The sequence below is a fragment of the Xanthomonas hortorum genome (assembly GCF_040279205.1).
Classification (GTDB): domain Bacteria; phylum Pseudomonadota; class Gammaproteobacteria; order Xanthomonadales; family Xanthomonadaceae; genus Xanthomonas; species Xanthomonas hortorum_F.
This window is the reverse complement of sequence record NZ_JBEOLS010000030.1, coordinates 17,414-29,902: the sequence shown is the minus strand read 5'-3', so window position 1 is coordinate 29,902 and position 12,489 is coordinate 17,414. Positions and strand designations below refer to the sequence as shown.

The following is a 12,489-nucleotide window of genomic DNA, read 5'->3' as shown; positions in this document are numbered from 1 at the left end:
ACTCGCGATCTAGGAAAAGGCAGGGCTGGCGCATGAATTCGCGCCCCTGTGGCGGCATAGAGTGGCGGTCCCCACCCGGTGAATCAAGGCGGCGCGATGGAACTGCATGAACCGCAGATGGCATGGTCCGCCCAGTACGCGTAGTCGACGCCGCCTTGTGCGGCGTTTTTCGTTCACTGGTTGGTGCCAAGGCAAGCGGTGAGGTTCAACAGCTGAAACTGTGGCGTCAGTCGTTTATTATCAATCACTAACAGCATATTTCTAAGGTCTGGCTACAGGTGGCAAAGCAGGTTCCCGAACGCAGCAAGCCCGCAGAGGGCAAACCGTCCTCGCGCAAGACGGCGGTGGCGGACAATCCGCGTCGGCAAAAGCTCTGGCGCGATCTGGCATTGATCGCGGTGGCGCCGTTGCTGCTGTATCTGCTGGCCAGCCTGTTCACCTATTCGGCGGCCGATCCGGGCTGGTCGCAGACCGGCAGCGTGGTCGCACCGGTGCACAACATGGGCGGCCGGGTCGGTGCATGGACGGCCGACGTGCTACTGCAGCTGTTCGGTTATGTGGCCTTTCTGCTGCCGGTGGTGCTGGGTGCGGTGGCCTGGATCGCCTTGTTCGGCATGGACAAGGAAGGGCAGGCCGAGGCCGATCTGGGGCCGGCCCTGCGCCTGGTCGGCATGGTGGGGTTCCTGATTTCTTCGACCGGCTTCCTGCACCTGCGCCTGTTCACCGGCGATGTGGCCGGGGCCGGCGGCATCCTGGGGCGGTTGGTCAGCAATTCGCTGAGCGCCGGGTTCGGTGCGTTGGGCGCGAACCTGTTCGTGATGGTGCTGTTGCTGGTGTCGATCACCCTGGCCACGGGGTTGTCGTGGTTTGCGCTGATGGAACGTATCGGTAAGGGCGTGTTGGCACTGGGGCCGCTGATGCAGCGCAAGACCCACCAGGCCACCGAGTGGCAGCAGACCCGCGTCATGCGCGAAGAGCGCGAGGAAGTGCGCAAGGTCGATGCGGTCAAGCAGGCCAAGCGTGAGCCGGTCAAGATCGAGCCGCCGCCGGCACCGGTGGTGGAAAAGAGCGAGCGCGCCAAGCGCGACACCCAGATTCCGATGTTCCAGGGCGTGAGCACCGATGGCTCCGATCTGCCGCCGCTTGCCCTGCTGGACGACCCCAAGCCGCAGGCCAAGGGCTATTCGGAAGAAACGTTGGAAACGCTGTCGCGGCAGATCGAATTCAAGCTCAAGGACTTCCGCATCGAGGCCCAGGTGGTCGGGGCTTATCCGGGTCCGGTCATCACCCGCTTCGAGATCGAGCCGGCGCCAGGCATCAAGGTCAGCCAAATCAGTTCGCTGGACAAGGACATTGCGCGCGGGCTGTCGGTCAAGTCGGTACGCGTAGTGGACGTGATTCCGGGCAAGTCGGTGGTGGGTCTGGAGATCCCCAACGTCACCCGCGAGATGATCTTCCTGTCGGAGTTGCTGCGCTCCAAGGAATACGACAAGTCGCCCAGCCCGTTGACGCTTGCGTTGGGCAAGGACATCGCCGGGCGCCCGACGGTGGCCGATCTGGCGCGCATGCCGCATTTGTTGGTGGCCGGTACCACCGGCTCGGGCAAGTCGGTGGCCGTGAATGCGATGGTGCTGAGCCTGCTGTTCAAGGCCTCGCACAAGGAGCTGCGGATGCTGATGATCGACCCGAAGATGCTCGAACTGAGCGTCTATCAGGGCATCCCGCATCTGCTGGCGCCGGTGGTCACCGACATGAAGGAGGCCGCCAATGGCCTGCGTTGGTGCGTGGCCGAGATGGAACGCCGCTACAAGCTGATGAGCGCGGTGGGCGTGCGCAACCTTGCCGGCTTCAACAAGAAGATCAAGGACGCCATCGACGCCGGCCAGCCGATGATGGATCCGCTATTCAAGCCCAATCCCGAATTGGGTGAGGCGCCGCGGCCGCTGGAGTCGCTGCCGTTCATCGTGATCTTCATCGACGAATTTGCCGACATGATGATGATCGTCGGCAAGAAGGTCGAAGAGCTGATCGCGCGTCTGGCACAGAAGGCGCGTGCGGCCGGCATCCATCTGATTCTGGCCACGCAGCGGCCGTCGGTGGACGTCATCACCGGCTTGATCAAGGCCAATATTCCAACCCGCGTGGCGTTCCAGGTCAGTTCCAAGATCGATTCGCGCACCATCCTGGATCAGTCCGGGGCCGAGGCGTTGCTGGGCAACGGCGACATGCTGTACCTGCCGCCGGGCACGGCGCTACCTGACCGCGTGCATGGTGCCTTCGTCAGCGACGAAGAAGTGCATCGTGTGGTCGAGCACCTCAAGGCCAGCGGGCCGGTGTCCTACGTCGAAGGCGTGCTGGACGAAGTGCAGACCATGGGCGACGGCACCGTGGTGGGTGCGACCGGCTTGCCTGAAAGCAGCGGCGGTGGCGGCGACGAATCCGATCCGTTGTACGACGAGGCCTTGCGCATCGTCACCGAAACCCGGCGTGCCTCGATCTCTGGCGTGCAGCGACGCTTGAAGATCGGCTACAACCGCGCCGCGCGTTTGATTGAAGCGATGGAAGCGGCCGGCGTGGTCAGCCAGCCCGAGCACAACGGCGACCGCACCGTGCTGGCACCGCCGCCGCCCAAGTAATCGGCAACCGGCAACCGGCAACGCGGCGCCTGTCGGCTTACGCGTGGCGCCGCGTTCCGGGCTTAGGGGCGGCTAACAAACCGTGGCGAGAGGCCGCGTCCCGCAATCGGCGAGGACACCGCACCAGACAGGTTGCTGCTTGGTTTTGTCGGCCGCTCTTATCCGGATTGCGTGCGTGTATCCGCAGACACATGGATGCGGCGATGTTGGAGGCCTGTGCCTGACGCTGCGGCGCACACCGGCTACCCTGTTGAGCAAGGGCCGCTCCGGCCCGTCGTGATCGAGACCCATGCTGCGTCGTCCTGTGTTGCTGCTTCTGCTGCTGATCTCATTGCCGCTGCTGGCTCAGGCCCAGCAGCAGGCTGCGCCTGCCGCCGCTGCGGCACGCACGCAGGCCGACACCAACTACAGTTTCGTGCGCTATCGCGCCGACTACGAAGTACGTGCCGACGCCAGCAGCGTGGAAACCGACGAATACGAGATCCTGCTCAAGACCAAGTCGGCAGTGGAGCAGTTCAGCCAGGTGCGGCTGAGCTATAGCGAGAAGATGGAAACCCTGGAGGTGCTGCAGGCCTACACCGTCACCGCCGAAGGGCTGCGCCAGGACGTGGCGGCCGACAAGATCTACACCCAGGAAAGCTATTCCAGTGCGGCGGCAGCGATGTACGCCGACCGCAAGGTCAAGGTGGTGGTGTTTCCGAATCTGGCGCCGGGTGCGCGCATCGTCTACCGCGTGCGGCGTGCGCAGAACACCCCGTACTTCCCCGGTTATTTCAGCCTGTGGGAAACCTTCAGCGTGTTCGCGCAATACGACGATGCGGTGGTCACGCTGGTGGCGCCGAAGGCGTTGCCGATGCATTTATCGGTGCGCGGGCTGCAGGGCGGCACCAAGCCGGTGGTGCGCGGCGATCAGGCGCGCTGGGAATGGCGCTACCAGCGTGCCACGCCGATGAAGAACCAGAACTGGAGCGCGGCGACCTGGGAGTTCAGCCCGACCTTGATGGCCAGCACCTTCGACAGCTGGTCGCAGATGGGCCTGGCCTACCACGTCAAGGGCGGCCGCGCTGCTGCGGTGACGCCGGCGATCCAGTCGCTGGCCGACGAGGTGACGCGTGGCATCGACGACCCGCGTGCGCAGGCGGCGGCGTTGTATGCCTGGGTAGCGCGCAATATTCGCTACGTGGCGGTGTACCTGGGCAACGGCGGGCTGGAGCCCAACAGCGCCGACAGCATCCTGGCCAACCACTATGGCGACTGCAAGGATCACACCGTGATCCTGGAAGCCTTGCTGGCCGCCAAGGGCATCGCCAGTACGCCGGTTCTGATCGGCGCTGAGGGCGGACCCACGTTGCCGCCGATTCCGGTGCTTGGTCGTTTCAACCATGCGATCACCTATATCCCGGCGTTCGATCTTTACGTGGATTCGACCAACCCCTACGCGCGCTTCGGCCAGCTGCCGGCTGGCGATCTTGGCGCGCCGGTGGTGCATACGCTGGACGGCAAGGTCACGCACACCCCGCCCAACGACCGCAATGTCAACCGCTACGTCGCGCGCACCGAGTACCGCTTCACCCCGCAAGGCGGCCTGCAAGGCATGACCACGCTGGATAGCGGGCAGACCGGCGAGGTGGGCTTGCGCGCGATGTTCGTGCAGCTCAACGCGCAGAACCGCAATCGCATCGAAGAATCGATCATTGCCCAGTCCGGCTTCGACGGCACCGGCGATCTGCTGATCCAGGGCGACCCGCTGGATCTGGATGCGCCATTCAATTACCGCTACACGTTCCAGGCCAACGATGCGGTGGATTTTTCGGTGGTCGGCGGCATGACCTTGCCCGATATGCCCGGTGCCGAATCGACACGCGGGATCTATACGACCACCTCGGCCGAAGACAATCTGACCCCGTTCTACTGCAACGACAGCGTGCGCGAAGAAACCTATGTGGTGAGCTTCCCCGCGACGGTGCCGATCATCGCGATCCCGCGCAGCAGCACCTTTCGCAATGCGGCCGGCGAGTATGCGGTCGAGTGGACGCGTCAAGGGCAGACGGTGACTGCGGTGCATCGGCTGCAGCGTGCCGCAGTGCGTGGGCCGCAGGCGCTGTGTCAGCCGCAGGATTACCGCGCATTCCGCGAGCTCTACCAGCAGGTGCGGCGCGGCTTTCGCGGGCAGATCGTCTATGGCGATCTGTCCAAGGTGCAGACGGCGCAGTGAGAGGGATCGATTCGTCGCTGCTGCGATCTGAACGCGTCGTGCGATAGCGCTCGCCCATTCATCTATGAAGTATCAAAATCCACGCATGCCCTTTTGGAAGACCGCGATGCATCGCCAGCTCCGTTATGCCGTCCTCGCCACCGCCCTGTTCGCCAGCACCGCATTTGCCGGTGCACGTCAGGAGCTGGATACGTTCACGCGCGGCCTCAAAGGGCTGGACGGGCAGTTCAGCCAGCAGGTCTCCGATGCCAATGGCCGGGTCAAGGAAAGCTCGAGTGGGCGGGTGGCATTGTCGGCGCCGCGCCAGTTCCGTTGGGAATACGCCAAGCCCTACAAGCAGCTGATCGTTGCCGACGGCAAGAAGGTGTGGGTGTTCGACCCGGACCTGGAGCAGGTCACCGTGCGCGCGCAGGGCAGCGAAGAACAGAACAGCCCCCTGGTCGCCTTGATCGATCCGGCACGGCTGGACAAGCAATACGACGTCAGCGAAGAGGCTGCGCCGCGTGATGGGCTGCAATGGCTGTCGCTGACGCCCAAGGTCGACACCGAAGCCAGTTTCCAGATGGCCTCGCTGGGGTTCGGCAAGGATGGCCTGGCCAGGATGGAAGTGGTGGATGCGGTCGGCCAGCGCACCGCGATCAGCTTCAGCGGCTGGAAGCGCAATCCGGCCTTCGCTGCAGACACCTTTCGCTATACGCCTGGCAAGGGTGTGGACGTGGTCGGCGACGCGCAGTAAGCGCTCGTTCGACGCATCCGCACTGACAACGGCCTTCTTCGCAGAAGGCCGTTTGCTTACGCGATACAATGACGCGTGGCACGAACCAAGCTCCCCATCGCTCCCGAAGCCGATCTGCTCAGCGTAGACGGCGAGCATCTGCGCCCGCTGGCCGAGCGCATGCGTCCGCGCACCCTCGACGAGATGGTAGGGCAGAAACGCCTGCTGGCACCCGACAGCGCATTGCGACGCGCGGTGGAATCCGGCCGCGTGCATTCGATGATCCTGTGGGGGCCGCCCGGTTGCGGCAAAACCACCCTGGCGCTGCTGCTGGCGCATTACTCGGATGCCGAATTCAAGGCGATCTCGGCGGTGTTGTCGGGATTGCCGGAAGTGCGGCAGGTATTGGCCGAGGCCGCGCAGCGCTTTGCCAGCGGCCGCCGCACGGTGTTGTTCGTCGATGAGGTGCATCGCTTCAACAAGGCGCAACAGGACGCGTTCTTGCCGCATATCGAGCGCGGCACGATCCTGTTTGTCGGTGCGACTACCGAGAATCCATCCTTCGAATTGAACTCCGCATTGCTATCGCGTTGCCGCGTACATGTGCTGGAAGGCGTCTCGCCGCAGGACATTGTCGAGGCCTTGCAGCGTGCGCTGCACGATTCGGAGCGTGGGCTGGGGCGGGAGACCATCCAGGTCAGCGATGCCTCGCTGCTGGAAATCGCCAGCGCTGCCGATGGCGATGTGCGCCGCGCATTGACGCTGCTGGAAATCGCGGCGGAACTGGCGACGGGCGAGGGTGGCGAGATCACTCCGCAGACGCTGTTGCAGGTGCTGGCCGACCGCACCCGTCGCTTCGACAAGAACGGCGAGCAGTTCTACGACCAGATCTCGGCGTTGCACAAATCGGTGCGCAGTTCCAATCCGGATGCGGCGCTGTACTGGCTCACGCGCATGCTCGATGGCGGCTGCGACCCGGCCTATCTGGCGCGGCGGCTGACCCGCATGGCGATCGAGGATATCGGCCTGGCCGATCCACGCGCGCAGAGCATGGCGCTGGAAGCCTGGGACATCTACGAGCGGCTGGGTAGCCCGGAAGGCGAGTTGGCGTTCGCGCAACTGGTGCTGTATCTGGCCAGCACCGCCAAGTCCAACGCCGGCTACGCGGCCTTCAACCAGGCCAAGGCCGAGGTGCGCGCCACCGGCACGCAAGAGGTACCGCTGCATCTGCGCAATGCGCCGACCAAGCTGATGAAGACGCTGGGTTACGGGCAGGACTATCAATACGACCACGATGCCGAAGGCGGCATCGCCCTGGATCAGACCGGGTTCCCCGATGCGATGGGCGAGCAGGTCTATTACAACCCGGTGCCGCGCGGGCTGGAGATCAAGCTCAAGGAAAAGCTTGATCGTTTGCGCGAGGCCAGGGCGCAGGCGCGCGCCGACAAGGGCAGGGCCGGGACCTAGCGCAGCGGCAGGTCGAGCAGCTGCCGCGACGGCCTGAACGACTCATCGCCCGTTGTCGTTTGAGTTTTGCTGGTCCGCCGCGGCGTTGCGCTGCGGGTCCGCCGCAGGCAGGTCGGCATGCCGTGGGTCTTCGTCCGGACCGATGCGACGCCAATGATGCTTGCCATTGCCGATGCGCTGCGCGTGATAGATGCCGCGATGGCCGGAGAACAGGTAGGCGGTGATGCAGGCGACGGCGGCAAAGGGGGCGATGTCGGCGCCGAACAGTTCGACCGCCATCAGCGTCGAGGCGATCGGGGTGTTGGACGCGCCAGCGAACACCGCGACCAGGCCCAGCCCGGCCAGCATCGAAAACGGCAGTTGCAGCAAGGGTGCCAGTGCGTTGCCCAGGGTCGCGCCGATATAGAACAGGGGGGTGACCTCGCCGCCCTTGAAGCCGGTTGCCAACGACGCCACGGTGAAGCAGGCCTTGCCGAGAAAATCCCAGGGTGCCATGGGTTCGTGGAAGGCGCGCACGATCTCCGGGATGCCCAGCCCGATGTAACGCTGCGTGCCGAGCAGCCAAACCGCCAGCGCAATCACTACGCCGCCGAGCAGGGGCCGCAGCGGTGCATAGGCGATCGCCTGCTTGACCGATCGGCCCAGACGATGCGTGGCCGTGGCGAACAGCCTACCGGCCAGGCCGAACACCACGCCGGCCGCCATCACCGCCAATACGCTGCCGACACCGACCGGCACTATGCGCTCGATCGCATAGTGCGTGTGTTGGATGCCCCAGGCCAAGCACACCTGATTGGCGACCATCGCGGCCACCGTGCAAGGCAAGAGCGCGTCGTAACGCAAGCGGCCGATGACTAGGACTTCGAGTCCGAAGATCGCACCCGCCAGCGGCGTGCCGAACACCGAGGCGAAGCCGGCGCTGATGCCGGCCATCAGCAGCAGGCGCCGGTCCTGGTGCAGGAGACGGAACACGCGCGTCAATTGGTCGGCGAGCGCCGCGCCCATCTGCACCGCCGTGCCCTCGCGCCCGACCGAGGCGCCGAACAGATGGGAGATCACCGTGCCCCCCATCACCAGCGGCGCCATGCGCAGCGGCAGCGTTTTCCGGGGATCGTGGATTTCGTCGATGATCAGGTTGTTGCCCGCGTCCACGTCCTTGCCCAGCAGGTGGTAGACCAGGCCGACGCCGAATCCGGCCAGCGGCAACAGCCACAGTACCCAGGCATGGCCTTCCCGCCAGGCGGTCGCCGCCTCCAGCGCCAGCAGGAACAGCGCCGACGCCGTACCCGCCACAACGCCCACCACGCTGGCGATCGCCAGCCACTTGGCAAGCTGGAGGAAAAGATCGAAATACTCGGTGCGGCGGAATCTGGACATGGCAGCCTGTCGTTTGGAACGTGAGGGCTGGCACGGCACGGAGTTGTGAGCAGAGACACGCCTACAATCCCTGGTCCGGGCCAGAGTTCTTGTAGGCGTCATCAGTAGCTATCGCTACGGTTGATGGTACAGCGCGGAGGAACGCCATCTCCGAGCGGGCAGAATAATCCCGCGCCGCTTGGCTGTCCAGCCGCTTCCCTGTGACGCGGCCTGGTAAGCGGTCCGCTTGCCGACGGCAATGGATCGCGGACACTGGATTGGAGCGCGCGGGCTCCAATCCAGTCTGGGCCATCGCAGCGGCAGTCGCCGCCGTGCCGCCGCTGGCCCGCCTTACAGCGCTTCGATAATGCCCGCCGCGCCCATGCCGGTGCCGATGCACATGGTCACCATGCCGTACTTCTGCTGCCGGCGGCGCAGGCCGTGCACCAGCGTCGCCGCACGGATCGCGCCGGTCGCGCCCAGCGGGTGGCCGAGGGCGATCGCGCCGCCCAGCGGGTTGACCTTGGATGGATCCAGTTCGCTGTCGCGGATCACCGCCAATGCCTGCGCGGCGAAGGCTTCGTTGAGCTCGATCCAGTCGATTTGGTCCTTGGTGAGGCCGGCCTGCTTGAGCGCCTTGGGAATCGCCGCGATCGGGCCGATGCCCATCACTTCAGGACGCACGCCGGCCACCGAGAAGCTGACAAAACGGGCCAGCGGGGTCAGGCCGTAATCCTTGATCGCCTGCTCGGAGGCCAGCAGCATCGCACCTGCGCCGTCGCTCATCTGCGAGGAGTTGCCGGCGGTGACGCTGCCGCCGAACTGGCCGTTACGGAACACCGGGCGCAGCTTGGCCAGGCCTTCGAGCGAGCTGTCCGGGCGCGGGCCTTCGTCGGTGTCGACCAGCCGCTTGCGCAGCGCGATGACATTGCCTTGCAGGTCGGGCTGATGCGAGAGGATTTCGTACGGGGTGATCTCGTCGCGGAACTCGCCAGCGGCGATCGCAGCGATGGCTTTTTGATGCGAAGCGAGCGCAAACGCGTCCTGATCCTCGCGCGAGACCTTCCATTCTTCCGCGACCTTCTCGGCGGTGATGCCCATGCCATAGGCAATCGCCACGTGGTCGTCGGCGAACACGTTCGGCGACATGGCGACCTTGTTGCCCATCATCGGCACCATCGACATCGACTCGGTGCCGCCGGCCAGCATCAGGTCGGCGTTGCCCAGACGGATCTGGTCGGCCGCCATCGCCACGGCCTGGATGCCGGACGAACAGAAGCGGTTGATGGTCTGACCGGCCACGGAATTGGGCAGGCCGGCCAGCAGCACGCCGATACGCGCCACGTTCATGCCTTGCTCGCCCTCGGGCATGGCGCAGCCGATGATGGCGTCGTCGATCCGCGACAGATCGATGCCCGGCGCCTGCGCCACCACCGCACGCAGCACGTGCGCCAGCATGTCGTCGGGACGGGTATTGCGGAACACGCCCTTGGGCGCCTTGCCGACCGGCGTGCGGGTGGCGGCGACGATGTAGGCTTCTTGAATCTGCTTGCTCATGTGGCTTTCTCCGAAAGCCGGGAATGGGGAGTGGGGAATCGGGAATCGCTAGTGCGGATTCGCCTGAGTTCACCCTCGACATCCACCGGCAGAATAGTGGGAGGAGTAGGGAATCGATTTGGCTTTTCACCATTCCCGATTCCCCATTCCCGAATCTCAGTTCCTCAACGGCTTACCCGTCTTGAGCATGTGCCCAATCCGCGCCTGGGTCTTTTCCTGCTGGGCCAGTTCGACGAAGTGCTTGCGCTCCAGCTTGAGCAGCCATTCTTCGTCGACCAGCGCGCCGCGATCGACTTCGCCGCCGCACATCACCGTGGCGATGCGGGTGGCAATTTCATAGTCGTATTCGCTGATGAAACGGCCTTCCAGCATGTTGACCAGCAGCATCTTGAAGGTGGCGATGCCGACGTCGCCGGCGACCTGGATGCGGCGTGCCGGCAGCGGCGCGCGGTAGCCGCCTTCGGCCAGTGCACGCGCTTCGGCCTTGGCGATGTGCAGCGCTTCGAAGCTGTTGAACACGATCTTGTCGGTGGCGCGCAGCAGGCCCAGTTCCTGGGCATTGACCGCCGAGTTGGAGACCTTGGCCATCGCGATGGTTTCGAAGGTCTTCTTCAGCTCGGCGAACACATCGCCACCCGGGCCGGCGGCAATCGATGCGCGCACGGCGATTTCCTTCAACCCGCCGCCGGCCGGCAACAGGCCGACGCCGGCTTCGACCAGGCCGATGTAGCTTTCCAGCGAGGCCACGGTCTTGGCGCTATGCATCTGGAACTCGCAACCGCCGCCCAGCGCCAGGCCGCGCACTGCCGAAATCACCGGTAACTGCGCGTACTTGATGCGCTGGCTGGTGGCCTGGAAGTTGGCGACCAATGCTTCGAACGCATCCACCTTGCCGGCCTGCAACAGGCCCAGCGCGCCAGCCAGATCGGCACCGGCGGAGAAGGGTTCCTTCTGCTGCCAGATCACCAGCCCGGCGAAGTCTTTCTCCGCGCGGCCCACGACTTCCTGCAAGCCGTTAAGTACGTGATCGGAAACGGTATTCATCTTGGTCTTGAAGCTGACCACGGCGATATCGTCGCCGTCATGCCACATGCGCACACCATCGTTTTCGAACACCGTCTCGCCCGGCGAGAACTGCTCGCCCAGCAACGGATCGGGGAAGCGCTGACGCTTATACACAGGCAGCGCCGAACGCGGCAGCTTGGCATCGCGCGCCGGGCTGTAGGAGCCTTCGGCCGCATGCACGCCGTCGCGGCCGTCGAACACCCAATTCGGCAGCGGTGCGCTGCTCATGCTCTTGCCGTTGGAGATGTCTTCGGCAATCCACTGCGCCACCTGCTTCCAGCCGGCGGCCTGCCAGGTTTCGAACGGGCCAAGCGACCAGCCGTAGCCCCAGCGGATCGCCAGATCCACGTCACGCGCAGTCTCGGCGATATCGGCCAGGTGATAGGCGCTGTAGTGGAACAGGTCGCGGAAGCTGGCCCATAGGAACTGCGCCTGTGGGTGCTGGCTTTCACGCAACTTGGCAAACTTTTCGGCCGGGTTCTTGATCTTGAGGATCTCGATCACTTCCGGTGCGGCAGTGCGATCAGCGGCGCGGTAATCCTGCTTCTGCAGGTCCAGCACCACGATGTCCTTGCCGACCTTGCGGAAGATGCCGGCGCCGACTTTCTGGCCGAGCGCGCCCTTGGCGATCAGCGCGTCGAGCCACTTCGGCGACTTGAAATACTGGTGCCAAGGGTCGTCCGGCAGGGTGTCACCCATGGTCTTGATCACGTGCGCCATGGTGTCCAGGCCGACCACGTCCGAGGTGCGGTAGGTCGCCGACTTCGGGCGCCCGACCAGCGGGCCGGTCAGGCCGTCCACTTCATCGAAACCCAGGCCGAATTCCTGCGTGTGATGGATGGTGGCCAGGATCGAGAACACGCCGATGCGGTTGCCGATGAAGTTCGGGGTGTCCTTGGCATACACCACGCCCTTGCCGAGCGTGGTGACCATGAAGCTTTCCAGCCCTTCCAGCACCGCCTTGTCGGTGCCCTTGGCCGGAATCAGCTCGGCCAGATGCATGTAACGCGGCGGGTTGAAGAAATGCACGCCGCAGAAGCGGTGGCGCAATTGCTCGGGCAGCACGTCGGAGAGCTTGTTGATGCCCAGGCCGGAGGTGTTGGACGCCAGCACCGCATGCTCGGCCACGAACGGGGCGATCTTCTTGTACAGGTCCTGCTTCCAGTCCATGCGTTCGGCAATCGCTTCGATGATCAAATCGCAATCGCGCAGCTGCTCCAGGCCACTCTCGTAGTTGGCCGGCGTGATCGCCTCGGCCAGCGCCTTGCTGGCCAGCGGGGCAGGGCTAAGCTTGCCGAGGTTGGCGATGGCCTTGAGCACGATGCCGTCGGCCGGACCTTCCTTGGCGGGCAGGTCGAACAGCACGGTGTCGACACCGGCGTTGGTGAGGTGCGCGGCGATCTGCGCGCCCATGACGCCGGCACCGAGCACGGCGGCGCGACGGACTAGCAACGGATTGGACATAGCAATTAGCCTCT

General features: G+C 64.8%; 7 protein-coding genes and 1 riboswitch. Of the genes, 4 read left to right on the top strand and 3 right to left on the bottom strand.

Translation table 11 applies throughout. From position 1 onward, the window contains the following. Nucleotides 1-278 precede the first annotated feature (278 nt). The 4 genes from ABS769_RS12960 (at nt 279) to ABS769_RS12945 (ending at nt 7,033) form a co-directional block, all read left to right on the top strand. On the top strand, nt 279-2,636 hold the full coding sequence (locus tag ABS769_RS12960) for a DNA translocase FtsK (RefSeq protein ID WP_006448849.1): 2,358 nt from the start codon (nt 279-281) through the stop codon (nt 2,634-2,636). A gap of 289 nt (nt 2,637-2,925) precedes the next feature. After that, nucleotides 2,926-4,851, top strand: a complete 1,926-nt coding sequence (locus tag ABS769_RS12955) for a DUF3857 domain-containing transglutaminase family protein (RefSeq protein WP_317062063.1) — start codon at nt 2,926-2,928, stop codon at nt 4,849-4,851. A gap of 64 nt (nt 4,852-4,915) precedes the next feature. After that, nucleotides 4,916-5,587 carry an outer membrane lipoprotein chaperone LolA gene (lolA, locus tag ABS769_RS12950; protein ID WP_317062062.1) on the top strand — a complete coding sequence of 224 codons (672 nt, stop codon included), beginning with the start codon at nt 4,916-4,918 and terminating at the stop codon, nt 5,585-5,587. Between the two features lie 159 nt (nt 5,588-5,746). Beyond that, complete coding sequence (locus tag ABS769_RS12945; RefSeq protein ID WP_317062073.1) at nt 5,747-7,033, top strand: replication-associated recombination protein A; 1,287 nt, start codon at nt 5,747-5,749, stop codon at nt 7,031-7,033. 42 nt (nt 7,034-7,075) lie between these two features. On the opposite strand, the gene ABS769_RS12940 is transcribed toward ABS769_RS12945, so the two are convergent. The 3 genes from ABS769_RS12940 to ABS769_RS12930 all read right to left on the bottom strand — a co-directional run bounded on the left by ABS769_RS12940 (nt 7,076) and on the right by ABS769_RS12930 (nt 12,475). Then, nucleotides 7,076-8,410 (bottom strand): voltage-gated chloride channel family protein, encoded by a 1,335-nt coding sequence (locus ABS769_RS12940; protein WP_317062072.1) that lies wholly within the window; start codon nt 8,408-8,410, stop codon nt 7,076-7,078. A gap of 85 nt (nt 8,411-8,495) precedes the next feature. Further along, nucleotides 8,496-8,571, bottom strand: a riboswitch (Fluoride riboswitch). Between the two features lie 169 nt (nt 8,572-8,740). Continuing rightward, the gene (locus ABS769_RS12935; protein WP_317062061.1) at nt 8,741-9,946 is read right to left on the bottom strand and encodes an acetyl-CoA C-acyltransferase; all 1,206 of its coding nucleotides are present in this window, start codon (nt 9,944-9,946) and stop codon (nt 8,741-8,743) included. A gap of 156 nt (nt 9,947-10,102) precedes the next feature. Continuing rightward, complete coding sequence (locus tag ABS769_RS12930; protein ID WP_317062060.1) at nt 10,103-12,475, bottom strand: 3-hydroxyacyl-CoA dehydrogenase/enoyl-CoA hydratase family protein; 2,373 nt, start codon at nt 12,473-12,475, stop codon at nt 10,103-10,105. Between the last annotated feature and the right edge of the window lie 14 nt (nt 12,476-12,489).

What these genes read in the sequence shown, in the direction of transcription:
- ABS769_RS12955 (WP_317062063.1), top strand. Translation starts at nt 2,926, where the DNA reads ATGCTGCGTCGTCCTGTGTTGCTGCTTCTGCTGCTGATCTCATTGCCG.
- lolA (WP_317062062.1), top strand. Translation starts at nt 4,916, where the DNA reads ATGAAGTATCAAAATCCACGCATGCCCTTTTGGAAGACCGCGATGCAT.
- ABS769_RS12945 (WP_317062073.1), top strand. Translation starts at nt 5,747, where the DNA reads ATGCGTCCGCGCACCCTCGACGAGATGGTAGGGCAGAAACGCCTGCTG.
- ABS769_RS12940 (WP_317062072.1), bottom strand. Translation starts at nt 8,410, where the DNA reads ATGTCCAGATTCCGCCGCACCGAGTATTTCGATCTTTTCCTCCAGCTT.
- ABS769_RS12935 (WP_317062061.1), bottom strand. Translation starts at nt 9,946, where the DNA reads ATGAGCAAGCAGATTCAAGAAGCCTACATCGTCGCCGCCACCCGCACG.
- ABS769_RS12930 (WP_317062060.1), bottom strand. Translation starts at nt 12,475, where the DNA reads ATGTCCAATCCGTTGCTAGTCCGTCGCGCCGCCGTGCTCGGTGCCGGC.